The following is a 22,123-nucleotide window of genomic DNA, read 5'->3' as shown; positions in this document are numbered from 1 at the left end:
TTGGCTGCCAAGAAAAAACCTGCACCCAAGCGTGGCGCCAGCCGTTATCAAGCTCCTGCAAAGCAACCGATTCCGGGCTGGCTGTGGATGGCCATCGGCCTGACGGTCGGTGCGTTCATCGTATTCCTGATGAAACTGGAGCCGGGCAAGGGCAGCGACACGGTCAAGCGCGAAAAAGTCGAGCAGGCGCAGCAGCAGAAAGCGTCGAAGATCGCCGAGGCCAACAAGACCCCGCCGAGCCCGACGCAACCGGTGAAGCCGAAGTACGACTTCTACACCCTGCTGCCGGAATCGGAAGTAATCGTGCCGCCGGACGCCGTGCCGGAGAAAACCCTGCCGACGCCACAAGTGCCAACCACGCCGGTCACCCCGGCGGAAGCGGCGAAGATCGATACCGCACGGGCGCAGGCTGCGCTGTCGGGGATTACCCCGCCGCCAGCGCCACCGGTGGCGAAAGCGGCGCCGGTGACCAAGTTCTTCCTCCAGGCCGGTTCGTTCCGCAAAGAGGCGGACGCGGACAAGGTGCGGGCGCAGATCATTCTGCTGGGCCAGGCTGTTTCGGTTGAGTCGGGCACGGTGAAGGATGAAACCTGGTACCGCGTATTGGTCGGCCCGTTCAGCAATCGCGAGCAACTGACCACCGCACAGAAACAACTGGCGGGTAGTGGCTTCAGCAACCTGTTGTTACAACAACGCCAGAGCCGCTGACCTCTCGCCGAACGTAAATCGTTCGGCGGACTTTGTGGCGAGGGAGCTTGCTCCCGCTGGGGCGCGAAGCGCCCCTAAAGCCTGTAAACCCTGTGCATCAGACAGACCGGGATTGCAGGTTTACGACTGCTGCGCAGCCGAGCGGGAGCAAGCTCCCTCGCCACAGAGATTTGCACCACCCCTTCATCACCGCTCGTCCCCTCTCTGCGCCCCCGGTTGAAATCCTCTCCAGCACCCCCATATGAATGGGCATAAGGCATTTTCGCCCCGCTGCGTGGAGACTCTTCCCTTGACCACCATCGTTTCAGTCCGCCGCCACGGCAAAGTCGTCATGGGCGGCGACGGCCAGGTTTCTCTTGGTAATACCGTGATGAAAGGCAACGCGAAGAAAGTTCGTCGCCTGTACCACGGTCAGGTCATCGCCGGTTTCGCCGGTGCCACCGCCGACGCCTTCACCCTGTTCGAACGTTTCGAAGGCCAGCTCGAGAAACATCAGGGCCACCTGATCCGCGCCGCTGTCGAACTCGCCAAAGAATGGCGCACCGACCGCTCCCTGAGCCGCCTCGAAGCCATGCTCGCGGTCGCCAACAAGGACGCCTCGCTGATCATCACCGGCAACGGTGACGTGGTCGAACCCGAAGACGGCCTGATTGCCATGGGTTCCGGCGGCGCCTACGCGCAAGCTGCGGCCAGCGCGCTGCTGAAAAAGACCGACCTGTCGGCCCGTGAGATCGTCGAAACCGCCCTCGGTATCGCCGGCGACATCTGTGTATTCACCAACCACACTCAGACCATTGAGGAGCAGGATCTCGCTGAATAAGCCTGACGCGGCCTAAGTGCCACGGCTTGTTTCTGCTTGAGGACCGTCAATTACTATGTCCATGACTCCCCGCGAAATCGTCCACGAACTCAACCGCCATATCATCGGCCAGGACGATGCCAAGCGCGCCGTCGCGATTGCCCTGCGCAACCGCTGGCGCCGCATGCAGCTGCCTGAAGAGCTGCGCGTTGAAGTGACCCCGAAAAACATTCTGATGATCGGTCCGACCGGTGTCGGTAAAACCGAAATCGCCCGTCGTCTGGCGAAGCTGGCCAACGCGCCGTTCATCAAGGTCGAAGCGACCAAATTCACCGAAGTCGGCTACGTTGGCCGTGACGTCGAATCGATCATCCGTGATCTGGCCGACGCCGCGATCAAGATGCTCCGCGAGCAGGAAATGACTCGCGTGCGTCACCGTGCCGAAGACGCTGCCGAGGACCGTATCCTCGACGCACTGCTGCCACCGGCACGCATGGGCTTCAGCAACGAAGAAACCCCGAGCAGCGATTCCAACACCCGTCAGCTGTTCCGCAAGCGCCTGCGCGAAGGGCAGCTGGACGACAAGGAAATCGAGATCGAAGTCGCCGAAGTGGCCGGCATCGAGATCGCTACACCACCTGGCATGGAAGAGATGACCAGCCAGTTGCAGAACCTGTTCGCCAACATGGGCAAGGGCAAGAAGAAAGCCCGCAAGCTCAAGGTCAAAGAAGCGCTGAAACTGGTGCGCGACGAAGAGGCCGGGCGTCTGGTCAACGAAGAAGAGCTGAAGGCCAAGGCGCTGGAAGCGGTCGAGCAACACGGCATCGTGTTCATCGACGAAATCGACAAGGTCGCCAAGCGCGGTAATGTCGGCGGCGCCGATGTCTCCCGTGAAGGCGTACAGCGCGACCTGCTGCCGCTGATCGAAGGCTGCACCGTCAACACCAAGCTGGGCATGGTCAAGACCGACCACATCCTGTTCATCGCCTCCGGTGCGTTCCACCTGAGCAAGCCGAGCGATCTGGTGCCTGAGCTGCAAGGGCGTCTGCCGATCCGTGTCGAACTCAAGGCGCTGAGCCCGGAAGACTTCGAGCGCATCCTCAGCGAGCCGCACGCATCGCTCACCGAGCAATACTGCGCGCTGCTGAAGACTGAAGGCCTGAACATCCAGTTCCAGCCGGAAGGCATCAAGCGTCTGGCGGAGATCGCCTGGCAGGTCAACGAGAAGACCGAGAACATCGGTGCCCGTCGCCTGCACACGCTGCTTGAGCGTCTGCTGGAAGAGGTGTCGTTCAGTGCCGGCGACCTGGCCAGCGCGCATGACGACCAGCCGATCCTGATCGACGCTGCGTACGTCAACAGCCATCTGGGCGAATTGGCGCAGAACGAAGACCTGTCCCGTTATATCCTGTAGGTCACTCTTACAGATGTAATGGAACTGTGGGAGCGAGCCTGCTCGCGAAGACGGCAGTACATTCAACTCTTGGGTTGACTGGACCACCGCATTCGCGAGCAGGCTCGCTCCTACAAGGTTCCGCACAAGACGGAAACCTGCTTATGATCCCCACCGACATCAAACTGCACAAAGCCTCGAAAACTTTGACGCTCAAGTACGCGTCCGGCGAGGAGTACACCCTGCCCGCCGAATTTCTGCGCGTGCACTCCCCCTCCGCCGAGGTCCAGGGCCACGGCAAACCGATCCTGCAATTCGGCAAGCTCAATGTCGGCCTCAGCGGCCTGGAACCGGCCGGTCACTACGCACTGAAACTGACCTTCGACGACGGTCACGACAGCGGCTTGTTCACCTGGGACTACCTCTTAGAGCTGGGGCGACGTTATGACGCACTCTGGGCCGATTATCTGGCCGAGCTCAAAGCCGCCGGAAAAACCCGCGATCCGGACCAGTCGATTGTCAAGCTGATGCTCTAGTCCGAGACTCTTGCTCTTTAGAGGGCATTTTCTAAATTCATCTGTTTGAATGCTGCGCCTGGCGGTCGAGGATCGGCTGCTTGCGAAAAAAATTAAACTCGGGTAACCAATGGAGCTGGCAAGTTCCCTGCAGTGCTCTATGAACTGTAAAGCAGCTATGCAGAATTAACGGTCACCCGAGCAGTAGTACCTGGCATTGGCTGTGGAACTGCACAGCTGAAACCGGGTACTCGTCTCAGGACAATGGAGCGTCGTAGATGAGTAACAAGAATAACGATGACCTGAAGTACCAAGCCTCGGAAAACACCCTGGGGCTTAATCCCGTCGTTGGGCTACGCGGAAAGGATCTGCTGGCCTCTGCTCGAATGGTGCTGACCCAGGCCATCAAACAACCGATCCATAGTGTCAAGCACGTCACCCATTTCGGCCTCGAACTGAAGAACGTGCTGTTCGGCAAATCCGAACTGCAACCGGCCAGCGATGACCGTCGCTTCGTTGACCCGGCGTGGAGTCAGAACCCGCTCTACAAACGTTATCTGCAAACTTACCTGGCGTGGCGCAAGGAGCTCCATTCCTGGATCGACGACAGCAGCCTGTCGCCCAAAGACATCGCGCGCGGCCATTTCGTGATCAACCTGATGACCGAAGCCATGGCCCCGACCAATACCGCCGCCAACCCGGCGGCGGTCAAACGCTTCTTCGAGACCGGCGGCAAAAGCCTGCTCGACGGCCTCTCGCATCTGGCCAAGGATCTGGTGCACAACGGCGGCATGCCGAGTCAGGTCAACATGGGCGCGTTCGAGGTCGGCAAGAGCCTGGGCGTGACCGAAGGCGCGGTGGTGTTTCGCAACGACGTGCTGGAGCTGATCCAGTACAAGCCGATCACCGAGCAAGTCCACGAGCGCCCGCTGCTCGTGGTGCCACCCCAGATCAACAAGTTCTACGTTTTCGACCTGAGCCCGGACAAGAGTCTGGCGCGTTTCTGCCTGCGCAATAACGTGCAGACCTTCATCGTCAGCTGGCGCAACCCGACCAAGGCGCAGCGCGAGTGGGGCCTGTCGACTTACATCGATGCGCTCAAGGAAGCCGTCGACGTGGTCACGGCCATCACCGGCAGCAAAGACGTGAACATGCTCGGCGCCTGCTCCGGCGGCATTACCTGCACCGCCCTGCTCGGCCACTACGCCGCGATCGGCGAGAACAAGGTCAACGCCCTCACGCTGCTGGTCAGCGTGCTCGACACCACGCTGGACAGCGACGTCGCCCTGTTCGTCGACGAGCAGACCCTGGAGACCGCCAAGCGCCACTCCTATCAGGCCGGTGTGCTCGAAGGCAAAGACATGGCCAAGGTCTTCGCGTGGATGCGCCCCAATGATCTGATCTGGAACTACTGGGTCAACAACTACCTGCTCGGCAACGAGCCGCCGGTGTTCGACATCCTGTTCTGGAACAATGACACCACCCGGTTGCCGGCCGCGTTCCACGGCGACCTGATCGAGATGTTCAAAAACAACCCACTGATTCGGCCCAATGCACTGGAAGTGTGCGGCACGCCGATCGACCTCAAGCAGGTCACTGCCGACATTTTCTCGCTGGCCGGCACCAACGACCACATCACCCCGTGGAAGTCCTGCTACAAGTCGGCGCAGCTGTTTGGTGGCAAGGTCGAGTTCGTGCTGTCGAGCAGCGGGCATATCCAGAGCATCCTGAACCCGCCGGGCAACCCGAAATCGCGTTACATGACCAGCGAAGGCATGGCCGCCAATGCCGATGACTGGCAAGAAAATTCGACCAAGCACACCGATTCCTGGTGGCTGTACTGGCAGGCGTGGCAGGCCGAGCGCTCGGGCAATCTGAAAAAGGCACCACTGAAACTGGGCAACAAGGCGTATCCGGCAGGCGAGGCCTCGCCGGGCACTTATGTACATGAGCGGTAACTGACACCTCGCCCTCCCTGTAGGAGCTGCCGCAGGCTGCGATCTTTTGATCTTGTTTTTAGAATCAAAGTCAAAAGATCGCAGCCTTCGGCAGCTCCTACAGAGGGAGCGGGATGAATTAATCCACAGGGCCTGAAGCATGCCGCAACCGTTCATTTTCCGTACCGTCGACCTGGATGGTCAGACCCTCCGCACGGCGGTACGCCCCGGCAAGCCTCATTTGACGCCCTTGCTGATTTTCAACGGCATCGGCGCCAACCTGGAGCTGGTGTTTCCATTTGTCGCGGCGCTGGACCCGGATCTGGAAGTGATCGCCTTCGACGTGCCCGGTGTCGGCGGCTCGTCGACGCCCAACCGGCCGTATCGCTTTCCCGGGCTGGCGAAGCTGACCGCGCGGATGCTCGACTACCTCGATTACGGTCAGGTCAACGTCATCGGCGTGTCCTGGGGCGGCGCGCTGGCGCAGCAGTTTGCTCACGACTACCCCGAGCGCTGCAAGAAGCTGGTGCTGGCAGCGACCGCCGCCGGTGCGGTGATGGTGCCGGGCAAACCGAAAGTGCTGTGGATGATGGCCAGTCCGCGGCGCTACATTCAGCCATCGCACGTGATCCGTATCGCCCCGCTGATCTACGGCGGCTCGTTCCGCCGCGACCCGACGCTGGCCGCCAGCCATGCCGCCAAGGTGCGTTCGGCGGGCAAGCTCGGCTACTACTGGCAGCTGTTCGCCGGCCTGGGCTGGACCAGCATTCACTGGCTGCACAAGATCCATCAGCCGACGCTGGTACTGGCCGGCGACGACGATCCGCTGATCCCGCTGATCAACATGCGCATGCTTGCCTGGCGGATTCCCAACGCCCAGTTGCACATCATCGACGACGGTCATCTGTTCCTGATCACCCGCGCCGAAGCCGTGGCGCCGATCATCATGAAATTCCTTGAGGAGGAACGCCAGCGCGCGGTGATGCATCCGCATCCGACCCCGCTGGGCGGCTGAATCACTGCGGCAGGCTTTATGCAGGGTTTTGAACAAAGTGCGCGGCAGGACGCCGCGCGGGCAGCAACCCGTAACAGCGACTATGGTGTTCTGGTTCGGTGAGTTTGTTTTTGACCTGAAGACGAAGGAGTGTTGAGTCATGCGCGACAAACCAGCGACGGGCGTTGTGCCCAGCCCCGCCGTGTTCATCAACGCACAAAGTGCGATCACCGGCCTGCGCGGCCGGGACCTGATCTCGACCTTGCGCAGCGTCGCCGCCCACGGTCTGCGCAACCCGATTCACAGCGCGAAGCACGCCTTGAAACTCGGTGGCCAACTCGGTCGCGTGCTGCTCGGCGAAACCCTGCACCCGACCAACCCGAACGACAGCCGCTTCGCTGATCCGGCATGGAGCCTCAATCCGTTCTACCGGCGCAGCCTGCAGGCCTATCTGGCCTGGCAAAAACAGGTCAAGAGCTGGATTGATGAAAGCAACATGAGCGATGACGATCGCGCCCGCGCGCACTTCGCCTTCACCTTGCTCAACGACGCGGTGGCACCGTCGAATACGCTGCTCAACCCGCTGGCAGTCAAGGAGCTGTTCAACTCCGGCGGGCACAGTCTGGTGCGCGGTCTGAGTCATCTGTTCGATGACCTGCTGCACAACGACGGCCTGCCACGCCAGGTCACCAAACAGGCATTCGAGGTCGGCAAAACCGTCGCCACCACCTCTGGCGCCGTGGTGTTTCGCAACGAGATGCTTGAGCTGATCCAGTACAAGTCGATGAGCGAAAAGCAATACGCCAAGCCGCTGCTGGTGGTGCCGCCGCAAATCAACAAGTACTACATTTTCGACCTCAGCCCGCAGAACAGCTTCGTCCAGTACGCGCTGAAAAATGGCCTGCAGACGTTCATGATCAGTTGGCGCAATCCAGACGTGCGCCATCGCGAATGGGGCCTGTCGACCTACGTCGAAGCGGTGGAAGAAGCGATGAACATCTGCCGGGCGATCACCGGCGCCCGCGACGTCAACCTGATGGGCGCCTGCGCCGGTGGCCTGACCATTGCCGCCCTGCAGGGGCATTTGCAGGCCAAGCGGCAGCTGCGACGTGTCTCCAGCGCGACCTATCTGGTCAGCCTGCTCGACAGTCAGATTGAAACCCCGGCCACGCTGTTCGCCGACGAACAAACCCTCGAAGCCGCCAAGCGCCGCTCCTATCAGAAAGGCGTGCTCGACGGGCGCGACATGGCGAAGGTCTTCGCCTGGATGCGCCCCAACGATCTGATCTGGAGCTACTTCGTCAACAATTACCTGTTGGGCAAAGAGCCGCCCGCGTTCGACATCCTTTACTGGAACAACGACAACACCCGCCTGCCCGCCGCATTTCACGGCGACCTGCTGGACTTCTTCAAGCACAACCCGCTGACCCATCCGGGCGGGCTGGAAGTCTGTGGCACGCCGATCGACCTGCAGAAAGTGACGGTCGACAGCTTCAGCGTGGCCGGCATGAATGACCACATCACGCCGTGGGACGCGGTGTACCGCTCGACCCTGTTGCTTGGCGGGGAGCGGCGCTTCGTGCTGTCCAACAGTGGCCACGTGCAAAGCATCCTCAACCCGCCGAGCAACCCGAAAGCCAACTACGTCGAGAACGGCAAGCTCAGCAGCGATCCACGCGCCTGGTACTACGACGCCAAACGCGTCGACGGCAGCTGGTGGCCACAGTGGCTGGAGTGGATTCAGCAACGCTCCGGCGCCCAGCGCGAAACCACGTTCACCCTCGGCAACCCGAACTATCCACCGATGGAGGCAGCGCCCGGCACCTACGTGCATGTGCGCTGACGCTTAACCGAACTTTTCTAAGAAGACTGGATGAAAACCCGCGACCGGATTCTCGAATGTGCCCTGCAACTGTTCAACGAAAAGGGTGAGCCCAACGTTTCCACCATGGAGGTTGCCAACGAAATGGGGATCAGCCCCGGCAACCTCTACTACCACTTCCACGGCAAGGAGCCGCTGATTCTCGGCCTGTTCGAGCGTTTCCAGAACGAACTGACGCCGCTGCTCGACCCACCGTCGGACGTCGAGCTGGCGCCGGAGGATTACTGGCTGTTTCTGCACCTGATCGTCGAGCGCCTGGCGCAATACCGGTTTCTGTTCCAGGACCTGTCGAACCTTGCCGGGCGGCTGCCGAAACTGGCCAAAGGCATTCGTCATCTGCTCAATGCGCTCAAGCGCACCCTGGCGTCATTGCTGGCGCGGTTGAAGGCGGCAGGGCAGTTGGTCAGTGATACCCAGGCGTTGGGGCAACTGGTGGAGCAGATCACCATGACCCTGCTGTTCTCGCTGGACTATCAACGGATACTCGATCGCGAGGGTGAGGTCAGGCTGGTGGTGTACCAGATCATGATGCTGGTGGCGCCACATCTGCTGCCGCCGGTGAAAGTCGCCACCGAACGTATGGCCCTGCAGTATCTTGAAGATCACGAGTGATCCAGAATCAAAAGATCGCAGCCTGCGGCAGCTCCTACATTGGTCATGTTCGCCACCCATTTTTCGGTTTGGCAACGATTCTGTAGAAGCTGCCGCAGGCTGCGATCTTTTGATCTTCAAACAAAAACGCCCGACCTTCACAGGCCGGGCGTTTTGTTTTGCCCTGAAAAATCAGGACTGACTGGTTGGCGTCGACGGAGTCGATGCTGCAGTCGGGGTCGCTACCGGGGTCGGTGCAGCGGCGGAGTTCGACGCGCTGGCCGGGGTTGCCGGGGTTGCAGGCTTGGCTGCCGGAGCGGCGGCTTTTGGCGCGGCCGGCTTTTTCACTGCCGGTTTTTTCGCCGCAGCCGGTTTGGCCGCAGGCTTGGCAGCCGGTTTCGCGGCTGCGGTTTTCGCTGCTGGCTTGGCGGCTGGTTTGGCCGCGGACTTGGCCGCAGGTTTCGCAGCGGCTTTGGCAGCAACCGGTTTCGCGGCAGCCTTGGCAGCGGGTTTGGCAGCCGCCGTTTTAGCAGCAGGCTTGGCGGCAGCGGTTTTTGCCGCTGGCTTGGCTGCAGCTTTCGCGGCGGGTTTAGCCGCCGCTTTGGCCAGTGGCTTGGCGGCCGTTTTGGCTGCCGGTTTGGCCGCTGCGGTTTTCGCCGCGACCGGTTGGGTTTTCAGACCGGTGAGTTTCTCGATCTGCTTGGTCAGGGTTTCGACCTTGCTGTGCAGCGCTTTGACTTCATTGCGGCTTGGTACACCCAGGCGCGAAATCGCGCTGTTCAGGCGCTTGTCGAAAGCCCCTTCCAGCTCGTCCCACTTGCCCAGTGCGCGATCTTTCACGCCGCTGATGCGCGACTTGGCCGACGAAGCGGAGTCCTTGGCGGCATCGACTTTCTTGCCGACTGCAGACTTGGTGAGCTTCTCGGCTTTCTCGCCGTCTTTGACCAGTGACTCGAAGAGCTTGCTGCCGTCAGTGTCGATCTTCGAGTACACGCCTAAACCAGCCAGCCAGATTTTGCGGGAGTAGTCTTCGACTTTCCCAATCCACGAGCTGCCTTCTTTATCGGTGTTCTTTTTACCAGCCATCCCGTTCTCCTTAAGATTTACGCGCGACGCGTTCGAGCAATGCCGTCAGCTCATCGAGCTTAGCAGAGAGTGTCTCAACGTCATGTTTAGACGGAATGCCGATACGATTCAAGGCGCTTGCCACACGGGAGTCGAACGCCTTCTCGACCTTGTCGAGCTGAACTTCGACACGACCTTTGAACGAGCTGACTTCACCCTTGGCTTCATCGATCTCGGCGTTGGCGGCTTCAAGTTTTTCGGTGACGGCTTTTTTGCCTTTCTTTTCAACAGTTTGACCAGCCTTGATCAACTCTTGAAAGTAGTCGCTGCCCTCTTGGCCGACCTTGGCGTAGGCACCCAGGCCTGCCAGCCAGATCTTGCGGGCATAGGATTTGACGTCGCTCAGAGCAGAAGTCGAAGCGTCGATTTTTTTCTTCAGAATGACTTTGGCCATGGTGCACCTCACGCGCAGAAGGTTTGAGGAACTGCCCGCAGATGTGTCGGGCTCAGGCACAAAGTAGGGAGAAAAATTAGAAACGGCACCCTAACAACTGACATAAACAGTCTGCAGGACAAACACGAACCCTTGTGGGAGCGGGCTTGCCCGCGATGAGGCCGGCACATCCAGAATTTTCGTTATCTGACCCAACGCCATCGCGGGCAAGCCCGCTCCCACAGCGATTCGGGATTGAGAAAAACCGCGATCAGACCAGCGCTTTATCCAGCGCCTTCTCGATCTCGGCTTTGATCATGCCGCTCATGGCCGACATCATGATGCCCAGCTCCACATCGACACGGATCGAATCGTCAGCCACATGCACCGCGCCTTTCACGCCCGAGCGCTTGAGGTTCAGGGTGTCGCCCGACCACTGCGGCTCCAGGCCATATTGATCGGAGAGTTTCTGCGCCAGCTTGTCGGCCTTTTCGCGGGCGGCTTCCTTGCCCAGGCTGTGGGCACGCTCAACACTGATTTTGGCCATTGAATGACTCCTGCTTGATGAATGGGTGTCGGTAAATCTTGACCGCGTCTGCGGCAAATCGTCCCGAAGGTTGCCCATCTTACCTTTAGCCATTCCAAGACAAAGCATGGCTTGGGGATTAGAATGTCGCGCATTCTCTTTTGGTGACAGCGATATGACTGATCAGCGCAAAGGCAGCGATGCCGAACCCACCACTCACTTCGGCTTCAAAAACGTTCCGGAAAGCCAGAAAGCGGAAAAAGTCGCTGAGGTGTTCCACTCGGTAGCCGCGAAATACGACCTGATGAACGACCTTCTGTCGGGCGGCATGCACCGTCTGTGGAAGCGTTTCGCGATCGAACTGTCCGGTGTGCGTGCAGGCAACCGCGTGCTCGACATCGCCGGCGGCACCGGTGACCTGACCAAAAAGTTCTCGCACCTCGTAGGCCCGACCGGCCAGGTGGTGCTGGCCGACATCAACGAATCGATGCTCAAGGTCGGTCGTGACCGCCTGCTGGATCTGGGTGTGTCGGGCAACGTCGAATTCGTCCAGGCCGATGCGGAAAAGCTGCCGTTCCCGGATAACCATTTCGACTGCGTGACCATCGCCTTCGGCCTGCGCAACGTGACGCATAAAGAAGACGCCCTGCGGTCGATGCTGCGCGTGCTCAAGCCCGGCGGTCGCCTGCTGGTGCTGGAATTCTCCAAGCCGACCAACGCACTGATGTCCAAGGCGTACGACGCCTACTCGTTCGCCTTCATGCCATTGATGGGCAAGCTGATCACCAACGATTCGGAAAGCTATCGCTACCTGGCCGAATCGATCCGCATGCACCCGAATCAGGAAACCCTGAAATCGATGATGGTCGACGCCGGTTTCGACCGTGTGACCTATCACAACATGACCGCAGGCATCGTCGCCCTGCACCGCGGCATCAAGCCCTGATGTTGCTCACCGGGCTGCTCGCCAGCGTCGAACTCGGCCTCAACCGGGTGCTGCGTCTCGACAGCACGGCGCTGCCGCGGCTGGCGCATCTGACTGGCAAAGTGATTGCCGTGGATTGCCGCAGCCCGGCGCTGCAATTGTTCATCCTGCCCAGCGATGAGGGCCTGATGCTCGCCTCGCACTGGGAAACCGGCGTCGACTGCACCCTGCGCGCGCCCGCTTCCAGCCTGGTGAAACTGGCCGTGAGCAAAGACAAGACCGCGGTGCTGCACGCCCCGGAAGTCGAGCTCGACGGTGACAGCGGTGTGTTGCTGGAACTGGCCGGCGTGTTGCAGGACCTCGAGCTGGACTGGGAGTACGAACTCTCGCGCTGGCTCGGCCCGGTCGCCACGCAACTGATTGGCGGTCACCTGCGCAGCCGCGCGCGCTGGTATCAACAAGGATTTGCCAGCCTCAACCAGAACCTCGCCGAATACCTCGCCGAAGAATCGCGCACCCTCGTCGGCCAGCGCGAAGCCGAAGCGCGGTTCAGCGAACTGGACCGGATCAAACTTGATCTGGAACGTCTCGAGGCGCGTTTCGAGCGCCTTTCCCGATCCCTCGACCCAAGCGATAACGCATGAAGCTGCTTGCCGTCCGCCGTCTGTTGCGCATCCAGCGCGTTGTGATCCGCTACCGCCTCGATGACCTGCTGTTCGAGCTGCCGTTGCCCTGGTTTCTCCTGGGGCTGCGCTACGTGCTGCCGTGGCGCTGGTTCCCGCGCAAACCGCTGGAGCTGAACCGTGGCGCGCGCCTGCGTCTGGCGCTGCAGGATCTGGGGCCGATCTTCATCAAGTTCGGGCAGATTCTCTCGACCCGCCGCGACCTGCTGCCGGAAGACATCGCCGATGAGCTGATGCTGCTGCAGGACCGTGTGCCGCCGTTCGATTCGCAGCTGTCGATCAAGTTGATCGAAGAGCAACTGGGCAAGAAAATCAGCGACGTGTTCAGCCGCTTTGACGTCGAACCGCTGGCCTCGGCTTCGGTGGCGCAGGTACATGCTGCACAGCTGAAAACCGGCGAAGAAGTGGTGGTCAAGGTGATCCGCCCAGGCCTGAAACCGGTGATTGCCCAAGACCTGGCGTGGCTGTTCATCCTCGCCCGCGCCGCCGAAAAGATCTCCGCCGATGCCCGCCTGCTGCACCCGGTGGACGTGGTGCAGGACTACGAAAAAACCATCTACGACGAACTCGACCTGCTGCGCGAGGCGGCGAATGCCAGCCAGCTCAAGCGCAACTTCGAAGGCTCGCCGCTGCTCTACGTGCCGCAAGTCTATTGGGACTGGTGCCGGCCGAAAGTGCTGGTCATGGAGCGCATCTACGGGATTCAGGTAACGGATCTGGCGACCCTCGCCGACCAGCGCACCGACATGAAAATGCTCGCCGAACGCGGCGTGGAGATCTTCTTCACCCAGGTGTTCCGCGACAGTTTCTTCCACGCCGACATGCACCCGGGCAACATCTTCGTCAGCACCGTCAACCCGTGGAGCCCGCAGTACATCGCGATCGACTGCGGCATCGTCGGCAGCCTGACCCCGGAAGACCAGGACTACCTGGCGCGCAACCTGTTCGCCTTCTTCAAGCGCGACTACCGCCGCGTCGCGCAATTGCACATCGATTCGGGCTGGGTGCCGGCGGAAACCAAACTCAACGAATTCGAAGCGGCGATCCGTACCGTGTGCGAGCCGATCTTCGAAAAACCGTTAAAAGATATTTCATTTGGCCAGGTGCTGATGCGCCTGTTCCAGACCGCGCGGCGCTTCAACATGGAAGTCCAGCCGCAGTTGGTGCTGCTGCAAAAGACCTTGCTGAACATTGAAGGCCTGGGTCGTCAGTTGTACCCGGATCTGGATCTGTGGAACACCGCGCAGCCGTTCCTTGAGCGCTGGATGCGCGAGCGCGTCAGCCCCAAAGCCTTGATCGGCAACGTGCAGAGCCAGTTCGAACAGCTGCCGCACCTGGCCAACATGGCCCGCGATCTGCTCGAACGCATGTCTCAACCGCACGCCTACGACCCGCCGCCCCCGTGGCACAAACGCAAGGACGACTGGTTCCTGCGCCTGCTCGGCAGTGCGCATCTGGCGGGCGGTACCATCCTCGCCGCCGGCGGCCCGCTGCACGAACTGGGGCATTGGCCGGCCGGCATCATGGTGGCCGTCGGCTTGTATCTGGTCGTTCGCCGATAGCCAGTTCGCTGATCGGCTGGCACACTGTTTCAACGCCTGAACCCGACTATTGAAGTGCGGGTTCGCTGTCGGAGTCGAAGATGAAAAACTGGCTGGACGAGATCAAGTGGGACGCCGATGGCCTGGTGCCGGCGATTGCCCAGGATCACAAGACCGGACGCGTGCTGATGATGGCCTGGATGAACCGCGAAGCGCTCGAGCTGACCGCTGCGGAAAACCGTGCAATCTACTGGTCACGTTCCCGTGGCAAGCTGTGGCGCAAGGGCGAAGAGTCCGGCCACGTACAGACCCTGCATGAAATGCGTCTGGACTGTGACGCCGACGTGATCATCCTGATGGTCGAACAGATTGGCGACATCGCTTGCCATACCGGCCGCCAAAGCTGCTTTTACCGCGTTTACGAAAACGGCGACTGGAAAACGGTCGACCCGGTTCTGAAAGACCCGCACGCCATTTATTCCGCAGGACACAAACATGAGTGACACCCTGACTCGCCTGGCCGAAGTGCTCGAAGAGCGCAAAGGCGCAGCGGCCGACAGCTCATATGTAGCTAGTCTGTATCACAAGGGCCTGAACAAGATTCTGGAGAAAGTCGGCGAAGAGTCGGTCGAAACCATTATTGCCGCCAAGGACGCCGCCATCAGCGGTGACTGCAGCGATGTGATCTACGAGACTGCCGACCTGTGGTTCCACAGCATGGTCATGCTCGCCCAGTTGGGGCAGCATCCGCAGGCCGTGCTGGATGAACTGGATCGCCGCTTCGGCCTGTCCGGACACGTCGAGAAAGCCTCGCGTCCGTCCGCCTGAACAATTTTTAGAGAGGAACAGCAACATGGGCATTTTTGACTGGAAACACTGGATCGTCATTCTGGTAGTCGTGGTGCTGGTGTTCGGCACCAAGAAACTGAAAAACCTCGGCACCGACGTCGGTGAGTCGATCAAGGGTTTTCGCAAAGCCATGAACGACGATGAGAAACCCGCCGCCGATCCGACCGTAACGCCTGCGCAACCGGTGCCTCCGGTGCAGCCGCAAGCCACCGCTCAGGCCAACCCGCCGCACACCATCGACGTGCAGGCGCAGAAAGTCGAAGAGCCGATCCGCAAAGACGTGTGAGCACTGACTAATGTTTGGTATCAGCTTCTCTGAACTGCTGCTCGTCGGCCTCGTCGCCCTGCTGGTGCTGGGCCCCGAGCGTCTGCCGGGCGCTGCGCGCACCGCCGGCCTGTGGGTCGGCCGGCTGAAGCGCAGCTTCAACGCGATCAAACAGGAAGTTGAACGTGAAATCGGTGCCGACGAAATCCGCCGGCAACTGCACAACGAACACATCCTGTCGCTGGAGCAGGAGGCGCGGAAGATTTTCACGCCGGTTCAGCAGGAGCCTACGCCGGTTGAGCATGTGGGTGAGCAGACGATTCATGCGCCAGCCGCGCCAGCTGTAACAGCTCCGACACCTGCACCTGCCGCCGCTGTAGCGCCGCCAGCCCCCGTGCCGACTGCTACAGAAACTTCGGTTGAACACGTATCTCCAACCGCCGCGCCGATCACACCTGCGCCTCACGACACCACTTTGCCGCCGCGAGCCCCATGAGCGATCTCCCCGAAAACGACCAGCACATGCCGCTGGTATCGCACCTCACCGAGTTGCGCACCCGCCTGCTGCGTTGTGTAGCGGCGGTGTTCATCATCTTCGCCGGGTTGTTCGCCTTCACCCAGCAGATCTACACCTTCGTCTCGACGCCGCTGCGCCAGTACCTGCCGGCCGGTGCGACGATGATCGCCACGGATGTGTCGTCACCGTTCCTCACGCCGCTGAAGCTGACGATGATGGTCTCGCTGTTCCTCGCGATTCCGGTGATCCTGCACCAGATCTGGGGTTTCATCGCGCCGGGCCTGTACAAGCATGAGAAACGCGTCGCCGTGCCGCTGCTGGTGTCGAGCATCCTGCTGTTCTACACCGGCATGGCGTTCGCCTATTACTTCGTGTTCCCGCTGATCTTCAAGTTCTTCGCCGCGGCCACTCCGGCCGGCGTGGAAATGATGACCGACATCACCAGTTACCTCGACTTTGTGATGACGCTGTTCTTCGCCTTCGGCGTCGCGTTCGAAATCCCGGTGGCCGTGGTGCTGCTGGTGTGGATCGGCGTGGTCGACGTCAAATACCTGAAGAAGATCCGTCCGTACGTGATCATCGGCTGCTTCGTGGTCGGCATGATCCTCACGCCGCCGGACATCTTCTCGCAGACCCTGCTGGCCGTGCCGATGTGGATGCTGTTTGAAATCGGCATTCTGTTCGGCAGCCTGGTCAGCAAACGCGAACGCCCGGACGAAACGCCGGCTGACGATCACAACGACCAGCCGCCAGCGACCCAGGCATGAACCTGCTGTTGCTCGAAGAGGCCGACTTCATCGCGGCCGACCGCGTCGTGCTGCGTGACCGGCGCCTGACGCACATGCAGGAAGTGCATCGATCCGAAGTCGGCGACAGCCTGCGCGTCGGGCGCATCAATGGGCTGATGGGTTCGGCTGAACTGCTGCGCCTCGAGGCCGGCGAAGCCGAGTTGCGCGTCAGCCTCGATCAACCGCCACCGGCCAAGCTGCCGCTGACGCTGGTACTGGCCCTGCCACGGCCGAAAATGCTGCGCCGGGTGTTCCAGACCGTGGCGACCATGGGCGTGTCGAAGGTGATTCTGGTCAACAGCTACCGGGTCGAGAAGAGTTTCTGGCAGACGCCGTTTCTGGAGCCGGAGGCGATTCGCGAGAATTTGATCCTCGGCCTCGAACAGGCCCGCGATACCGTGGTGCCGGACATCATTATCGAGAAGCGCTTCAAGCCGTTCGTCGAAGACCGACTGCCTGCGATAACCGAAGGCACCCTCGGCCTGGTCGGCCATCCTGGCAATTTTCCGCCGTGCCCGCGCGCGTTGAGCGAACCGGTAACGCTGGCGATCGGCCCCGAAGGTGGCTGGATTCCTTACGAGATCGACCTGCTTGCCAAGTCCGGCCTGCAACCGGTGCAACTGGGCGAGCGCATCCTGCGCGTCGAAACCGCCGTCACCGCCCTGCTCGCCCGCCTGTTCTGACACACCTCTCCCTGGAGGAGCTGCCGCAGGCTGCGATCTTTTGATCTTGTTTTTTTAACAGCAAGATCAAAAGATCAGCCTGCGGCAGCTCCTACACAAGGGCGGTGTCGGACAAATCGGGTTACAGATTGCCATCACCCAGCCGATACAGTCCCCATAAGTCCAATTAGTGGTCCGAGGGGAGTCGTCGCATGTACCGTTGGTTAGCCGAGAATCTTGGAAACGTCAGCGTCAAACGCAAGCTGGGTATCGGTTTCGGCCTGGTGCTGTTGCTCACCCTGTTGATCACCTTTACCGGCTGGACCGGCATGAGCGGCATCATCAGCCGTGGCGACAAGCTCGGCTTCATCTCCAGCCTCAATGAACTGACCAAGGACCTGCGCCTGGCCCGTCTGGACTATGAAGCTCGTCGCGGCGAACAAGGCCCGGGCGCGGTCAACGAGTTGCTGACCAAGCTCGACAGCGGCCTGCAAACCGCCCGAGGCCTGATCGAACAACCAGCCGATGCCGCCAGAGTCGACCAGCAACTGGCCGCCGTCGCCGAATACAAACGCGCCTTCGCCGAGATGGTGCAGGCCGGGGCCAACCGGGAAGACGCCCGCAGCAAACTCGGCGCCACCGCCGACAACGCCGTGGCCAAGGTCGCCGAGGTGGAGAAATCCATGCTCCAGGGCGACAGCATTGCGCAGTTCAACGCGGTGATCGATCTGAGCAAACTGATCCAGCAAGCGCGCTTCCAGGTGCGTGGCTATACCTACAGCGGCAAGACCGAAGCCGAACAACCTGCGCTCGACGCCATCGACAACGCCCTGAAAAACCTCGAAACCCTGCCGGCCAAGCTACCCGAGCAGCATATCGCCAACCTGCAACAGGCCACTGATTCGCTCAAGGCTTATCGCGCGGCGGTCAGCCAGTTCCGCGACTCGCAGGTCGCCAGTGCCAAGGCTCTGGCGCGCATGTCAGCTCAGGGCGACATCCTGCTCGACGTCAGCAAGCAGCTCACGCAATCGCAAACCGTGGTGCGCGACACCGATGCCGCGCACGCCAAGAACATGCTGATCATCGCCACCTTGCTCGCCTTAGCCTTCGGCTTGCTGGCCGCATGGGCGATCACCCGACAGATCATCATTCCGCTGAACCAGACCCTGAAAGTCGCCGAACAGGTGGCCGCCGGCGACCTGACGCATAATCTGGTGTCGCAGCGCCGCGACGAACTCGGCCAGTTGCAGCGCTCGATGCAGAGCATGACCCAAGGTCTGCGCGAGCTGATCGGCGGCATCAGCGACGGCGTCACGCAGATCGCCAGTGCCGCCGAAGAGTTGTCTGCCGTCACCGAGCAGACCAGCGCCGGGGTCAACAATCAGAAAGTCGAGACCGACCAGGTCGCCACCGCCATGAACGAAATGGCTGCCACGGTGCAGGAAGTCGCGCGCAACGCCGAGGAAGCTTCGGAAGCGGCCGTCGCTGCTGACCAGCAGGCCCGCGAAGGCGACAAAGTGGTGGGTGAAGCCATCGCGCAGATCGAGCGCCTCGCGACCGAGGTTGGCCACTCCACCGAGGCTATGGGCGAACTCAAGCGCGAGAGCGACAAGATCGGCAGCGTGCTCGACGTGATCAAGTCGGTGGCCCAGCAAACCAACCTGCTGGCGCTCAACGCCGCCATCGAGGCGGCGCGTGCCGGTGAAGCCGGGCGTGGCTTTGCGGTGGTCGCCGATGAAGTGCGCAGCCTCGCCCAGCGCACGCAGAAGTCCACGGAAGAGATCGAAGAGCTGATCGTCGGCCTGCAGACCGGCACCCAGCAAGTGGCGACGATCATGGACAACAGCCGCAGCCTGACCGACAGCAGCGTCGAACTGACCCGCCGCGCCGGTGGCTCGCTGGAAAGCATCACCCGTACCGTGTCGGCGATTCAGGCGATGAACCAGCAGATTGCCGCAGCGGCAGAGCAGCAGAGCGCCGTGGCTGAAGAGATCAACCGCAGTGTGCTGAATGTGCGGGATGTATCGGATCAGACGTCAGCGGCGAGTGAAGAGACGGCGGCGTCGAGTGTTGAGTTGGCGCGGCTGGGGACACATCTGCAGATGCTGGTGGGGCGGTTCAAGGTTTGAGGTGATCCATCGACCTCGGTTCACTGTGGACCGAGGTGATGCTATCGCTGGCAAGCCAGCTCCCACAGGTTTCCAGTCGTTCACAAAGTTCGTGTTCAACCCATTTACTGTGGGAGCTGGCTTGCCAGCGATGGCGTCCGGGAGAACGCCGCCGTTACAAGACCTGACGCAGGAAAGCCTGCGCCCGCGGATCCTTCGGCGCATCGAAGAACTCCGCCGGGGACGCATCTTCCAGCAATTTACCGTGATCGAAGAACAGCACCCGATCCGCCACTTCCCGGGCGAAGCCCATTTCGTGGGTCACGCAGACCATGGTCATGCCTTCCACGGCGAGGTTCTTCATCACGTCCAGCACTTCACCGACCATTTCCGGGTCGAGGGCCGATGTCGGCTCGTCGAACAGCATCACTTTCGGGTCCATCGCCAGCGCCCGGGCGATCGCTACGCGCTGCTGCTGACCGCCGGACAGACGTGACGGGTATTCGCGGGCTTTTTGCGCGATACCGACCTTCTCCAGCAACGCCAAGGCCTTGGCTTCACTTTCCTTCTGTCCGCGCTTGCGCACGACCTTCTGCGCCAGGCAGAGGTTTTCCAGCACCGTCATGTGCGGGAACAGGTTGAAATGCTGGAAGACCATGCCGACTTCGCGGCGGTAGGCGTTGACGTCGGTTTTCGGGTCGGCCAGTTGCAGGCCGTCGATGCTCACCGAACCCGAGTCGAACGCTTCCAGGCCATTGAGGCAGCGCAGGAAGGTCGATTTGCCGGAGCCGGACGGGCCGATCACCACCAGTACTTCACCCTTGGCCACCGTGGTGGTGACGTTATCCACCGCCCGCACTACTTGGCCACGGGTGTCGAAGACTTTTACCAGATCGCGGACTTCAATCACTTTGCGCGAGCCTCCGCTCAAGCCGGCTGGCGATTTTCGACAGCGGCAGGTTGATCAACAGGTACAGGCCGGCGACGCAGAACAGGATTTCGAACGGCGAGAACGAGGTGGTGATGACTTCACGGCCGCTTTTCAGCAGCTCGGTAATCGCGATCACCGACACCAGCGAGGTGTCCTTGACCAGACTGATGAACTGCCCGGCCAGCGGCGGCAGTACGCGTTTGAACGCTTGCGGCAGCACCACATGGCGCATCGACTGGCCAGCACTCAGACCCAGCGAACGCGCCGCTTCGTTCTGCCCGCGGGCAATCGACTGCACGCCGGAGCGGATGATCTCGGCCACGTAGGCACCGGTGAACAGCGACAACGCGGCGATCCCGGCGAACTCCCGGGACAGGTTCATCACCGTGCCGATGAAGAAGTAGAAAATGAAGATCTGCACCAGCAGCGGCGTGCCGCGCACCAGTTCGACGTAGATGCTCGACAGGTCGCGCAGGGTCGGGTTGCTCGACAGGCGGCACAGCCCGGTGACCAGACCGATCAGCAGACCGAGTACCCCAGACACCACCGACAGCCACAGCGTGGTCCACAGCCCCCACAGCAGCGGCCCTGCCGCCCAATGCCGGGTTACGCCTACGACGTCGCCTTCCGCCACATCGTCGCCCTGAGCGAATTGCAGGCTGTTTTCGTCGACGGTCAGGTGCTGCTCGTCACCGGCGTCGTTGCGCAGGGTGACCTGCGCGCTGCCGCCCTTGCGCACCAGTTCGGTGACGGTGGAGATGTCGCTGGCGCGCTGGGACTCTTCGGCCTGATAGGCGAAGTACTGCGGCACGCGGTTCCAGCGCCATTCGTAGGACATCAGCGACGTGGCGTAATACAACGCGCCCGCCAGGCCGACCAGCACCAGCACGGTCAGGACGTGCCAGGGCCATTGGGCTTTTTTCTGTTTCATCTAAGAGCAAATCCATATCGATCAGGATGCTCGCTCCCTCTGTGGCGAGGGAGCTTGCTCCCGCTGGGGTGCGCAGCAGCCCTGAAATCAGCCACCGCGCAACGTCGGGTACAACGAGTCAACCGGTTTACGACTGCTTCGCAGCCGAGCGGGAGCAAGCTCCCTCGCCACAACTACCGGGCTTATTCCATGTCCTCGAGCCACTCGGTGCTCTTGAACCACTTGTCATGGATGCGATCGTAGGTGCCGTCTTCGTGGATCTGGTGCAGGAAGTTGTTGATGAAGTTGAGGCTGTCGTAATCACCCTTCTTCAGACCGAAGGCCAGCGGCTCGTAGGTGAACGGCTTGTCGAGGAACACCAGTTTGCCGGCGCCGACCTTGTTCACCGCGACCACGTTGTACGGCGCGTCGTAGATGAACGCGTCGGCCTTGCCGTTGACCACGTCGAGCACCGCTTCCTGCTCGTTGTCGTAGCCGTGGTACTTGGCTTTGGCGATCAGCTTCTTGGCGACCATCTCACCGGTGGTGCCGAGCTTGGAGGTGATGCGGTAGTCGGCGGTGTTCAGGTCTTTATAGGACTTGATGGTGCCTTCCAGCTCCTTGCGGATCAGCAAGGTCTGGCCGACCACGATGAACGGTTCGCTGAAGTTCAGGCGCAGGTTGCGCTCCTGGGTCAGGGTCATGCCGCTGCCGATCATGTCGAACTTGTCGGTCATCAGCGCCGGGATGATCCCGTCATAACCGGTGGAGACCAGTTCCAGCTTGACGCCCATGGCCTTGGTCATGGCTTTGAGGATGTCGACTTCGAAGCCGATGATCTCGCCGCGCTTGTTGGTCATTTCGAACGGCATGTAGGTCGGATCCATACCGACTTTCAACGTGCCGCGCTTGACCGCGTCATCGATTGCACCGGCGTGCGCCGCATTGACTGCAACCAGTGCCGTGACGCCGACCAGCAGCATCGACAGATACTTCTTCATCTTCAAGTCCCCAAAACCATTGCATGTGCGGCGCGAAAACCAGCCGTGATGGGCAAAAATGCCCGGGTGCGCCAATTCGGGGACGGATGCTAACGCACTC

At 61.0% G+C, this 22,123-nt stretch carries 24 protein-coding genes; 18 read left to right on the top strand and 6 right to left on the bottom strand.

All coding sequences use genetic code 11. From position 1 onward, the window contains the following. From GTQ41_RS02105 to GTQ41_RS02070, 8 genes are all read left to right on the top strand, one after another. Complete coding sequence (locus GTQ41_RS02105; RefSeq protein ID WP_041074932.1) at positions 1-708, top strand: SPOR domain-containing protein; 708 nt, start codon at positions 1-3, stop codon at positions 706-708. 289 nt (positions 709-997) lie between these two features. Further along, a complete protein-coding gene (hslV, locus tag GTQ41_RS02100) occupies positions 998-1,528 on the top strand; it encodes an ATP-dependent protease subunit HslV (RefSeq protein ID WP_007968352.1) in 531 nt (176 codons plus the stop codon). 55 nt (positions 1,529-1,583) lie between these two features. Then, positions 1,584-2,921: an ATP-dependent protease ATPase subunit HslU gene (gene hslU, locus GTQ41_RS02095; protein WP_047290886.1), complete on the top strand. Its 1,338-nt coding sequence runs from the start codon at positions 1,584-1,586 to the stop codon at positions 2,919-2,921. A 143-nt stretch (positions 2,922-3,064) separates the two neighbouring features. Further along, on the top strand, positions 3,065-3,436 hold the full coding sequence (locus GTQ41_RS02090) for a gamma-butyrobetaine hydroxylase-like domain-containing protein (RefSeq protein ID WP_047290885.1): 372 nt from the start codon (positions 3,065-3,067) through the stop codon (positions 3,434-3,436). Positions 3,437-3,693: 257 nt separating this feature from the next. Then, positions 3,694-5,373: a class II poly(R)-hydroxyalkanoic acid synthase gene (gene phaC / locus GTQ41_RS02085; RefSeq protein ID WP_041074938.1), complete on the top strand. Its 1,680-nt coding sequence runs from the start codon at positions 3,694-3,696 to the stop codon at positions 5,371-5,373. 139 nt (positions 5,374-5,512) lie between these two features. Continuing rightward, the gene (gene phaZ / locus GTQ41_RS02080; protein ID WP_041074940.1) at positions 5,513-6,367 is read left to right on the top strand and encodes a poly(3-hydroxyalkanoate) depolymerase; all 855 of its coding nucleotides are present in this window, start codon (positions 5,513-5,515) and stop codon (positions 6,365-6,367) included. Positions 6,368-6,506: 139 nt separating this feature from the next. Further along, positions 6,507-8,189: a class II poly(R)-hydroxyalkanoic acid synthase gene (phaC, locus tag GTQ41_RS02075; RefSeq protein WP_047290884.1), complete on the top strand. Its 1,683-nt coding sequence runs from the start codon at positions 6,507-6,509 to the stop codon at positions 8,187-8,189. A 30-nt stretch (positions 8,190-8,219) separates the two neighbouring features. Then, complete coding sequence (locus GTQ41_RS02070; RefSeq protein ID WP_047290883.1) at positions 8,220-8,840, top strand: TetR/AcrR family transcriptional regulator; 621 nt, start codon at positions 8,220-8,222, stop codon at positions 8,838-8,840. Positions 8,841-9,011: 171 nt separating this feature from the next. On the opposite strand, the gene GTQ41_RS02065 is transcribed toward GTQ41_RS02070, so the two are convergent. The 3 genes from GTQ41_RS02065 to GTQ41_RS02055 all read right to left on the bottom strand — a co-directional run bounded on the left by GTQ41_RS02065 (position 9,012) and on the right by GTQ41_RS02055 (position 10,864). Further along, complete coding sequence (locus GTQ41_RS02065) at positions 9,012-9,905, bottom strand: phasin family protein (protein ID WP_047290882.1); 894 nt, start codon at positions 9,903-9,905, stop codon at positions 9,012-9,014. A 10-nt stretch (positions 9,906-9,915) separates the two neighbouring features. Then, complete coding sequence (locus GTQ41_RS02060; protein ID WP_041074948.1) at positions 9,916-10,338, bottom strand: phasin family protein; 423 nt, start codon at positions 10,336-10,338, stop codon at positions 9,916-9,918. A gap of 250 nt (positions 10,339-10,588) precedes the next feature. After that, entirely contained in the window at positions 10,589-10,864 is a 276-nt protein-coding gene (locus GTQ41_RS02055; RefSeq protein ID WP_003220859.1) for a polyhydroxyalkanoic acid system family protein, read from the bottom strand. 154 nt (positions 10,865-11,018) lie between these two features. Between GTQ41_RS02055 and ubiE the strand changes: the two genes are divergently transcribed. The 10 genes from ubiE (at position 11,019) to GTQ41_RS02005 (ending at position 19,202) form a co-directional block, all read left to right on the top strand. Beyond that, positions 11,019-11,789 (top strand): bifunctional demethylmenaquinone methyltransferase/2-methoxy-6-polyprenyl-1,4-benzoquinol methylase UbiE, encoded by a 771-nt coding sequence (gene ubiE / locus GTQ41_RS02050; RefSeq protein ID WP_007961779.1) that lies wholly within the window; start codon positions 11,019-11,021, stop codon positions 11,787-11,789. Beyond that, the gene (locus GTQ41_RS02045) at positions 11,789-12,412 is read left to right on the top strand and encodes an SCP2 domain-containing protein (protein ID WP_003220855.1); all 624 of its coding nucleotides are present in this window, start codon (positions 11,789-11,791) and stop codon (positions 12,410-12,412) included. The genes ubiE and GTQ41_RS02045 overlap by 1 nt, the downstream gene beginning before the upstream one ends. Then, positions 12,409-14,013: a ubiquinone biosynthesis regulatory protein kinase UbiB gene (gene ubiB / locus GTQ41_RS02040; RefSeq protein ID WP_047290881.1), complete on the top strand. Its 1,605-nt coding sequence runs from the start codon at positions 12,409-12,411 to the stop codon at positions 14,011-14,013. The genes GTQ41_RS02045 and ubiB overlap by 4 nt, the downstream gene beginning before the upstream one ends. A gap of 80 nt (positions 14,014-14,093) precedes the next feature. Further along, on the top strand, positions 14,094-14,495 hold the full coding sequence (hisI, locus tag GTQ41_RS02035) for a phosphoribosyl-AMP cyclohydrolase (RefSeq protein WP_003220851.1): 402 nt from the start codon (positions 14,094-14,096) through the stop codon (positions 14,493-14,495). Further along, entirely contained in the window at positions 14,488-14,820 is a 333-nt protein-coding gene (locus GTQ41_RS02030) for a phosphoribosyl-ATP diphosphatase (RefSeq protein ID WP_007909355.1), read from the top strand. Before hisI ends, GTQ41_RS02030 begins: the two co-directional genes overlap by 8 nt. Positions 14,821-14,845: 25 nt before the next feature. After that, positions 14,846-15,127, top strand: a complete 282-nt coding sequence (locus GTQ41_RS02025) for a twin-arginine translocase TatA/TatE family subunit (protein WP_003220847.1) — start codon at positions 14,846-14,848, stop codon at positions 15,125-15,127. A gap of 10 nt (positions 15,128-15,137) precedes the next feature. Then, positions 15,138-15,602: a Sec-independent protein translocase protein TatB gene (gene tatB, locus GTQ41_RS02020; protein WP_080963229.1), complete on the top strand. Its 465-nt coding sequence runs from the start codon at positions 15,138-15,140 to the stop codon at positions 15,600-15,602. Then, positions 15,599-16,390, top strand: coding sequence for a twin-arginine translocase subunit TatC (gene tatC, locus GTQ41_RS02015; RefSeq protein WP_047290879.1), 792 nt, complete (start codon positions 15,599-15,601; stop codon positions 16,388-16,390). Before tatB ends, tatC begins: the two co-directional genes overlap by 4 nt. Further along, a complete protein-coding gene (locus tag GTQ41_RS02010) occupies positions 16,387-17,094 on the top strand; it encodes a 16S rRNA (uracil(1498)-N(3))-methyltransferase (protein ID WP_047290878.1) in 708 nt (235 codons plus the stop codon). The genes tatC and GTQ41_RS02010 overlap by 4 nt, the downstream gene beginning before the upstream one ends. A gap of 191 nt (positions 17,095-17,285) precedes the next feature. After that, complete coding sequence (locus tag GTQ41_RS02005; protein WP_131670922.1) at positions 17,286-19,202, top strand: methyl-accepting chemotaxis protein; 1,917 nt, start codon at positions 17,286-17,288, stop codon at positions 19,200-19,202. Between the two features lie 154 nt (positions 19,203-19,356). Here the strand turns inward: GTQ41_RS02005 and GTQ41_RS02000 are convergent, their stop codons facing one another. From GTQ41_RS02000 to GTQ41_RS01990, 3 genes are all read right to left on the bottom strand, one after another. Next, positions 19,357-20,091, bottom strand: a complete 735-nt coding sequence (locus tag GTQ41_RS02000; RefSeq protein ID WP_041071506.1) for an amino acid ABC transporter ATP-binding protein — start codon at positions 20,089-20,091, stop codon at positions 19,357-19,359. Next, positions 20,084-21,043, bottom strand: coding sequence for an amino acid ABC transporter permease (locus tag GTQ41_RS01995; RefSeq protein ID WP_041071503.1), 960 nt, complete (start codon positions 21,041-21,043; stop codon positions 20,084-20,086). Before GTQ41_RS01995 ends, GTQ41_RS02000 begins: the two co-directional genes overlap by 8 nt. Positions 21,044-21,225: 182 nt before the next feature. Continuing rightward, positions 21,226-22,023 (bottom strand): transporter substrate-binding domain-containing protein, encoded by a 798-nt coding sequence (locus tag GTQ41_RS01990; RefSeq protein ID WP_047290876.1) that lies wholly within the window; start codon positions 22,021-22,023, stop codon positions 21,226-21,228. Positions 22,024-22,123: the final 100 nt, after the last annotated feature.

The organism is Pseudomonas sp. AN-B15 (assembly GCF_019056475.1).
Classification (GTDB): Bacteria; Pseudomonadota; Gammaproteobacteria; order Pseudomonadales; family Pseudomonadaceae; genus Aquipseudomonas; species Aquipseudomonas parakoreensis.
This window is presented reverse-complemented; position numbering and strand designations above follow the sequence as displayed.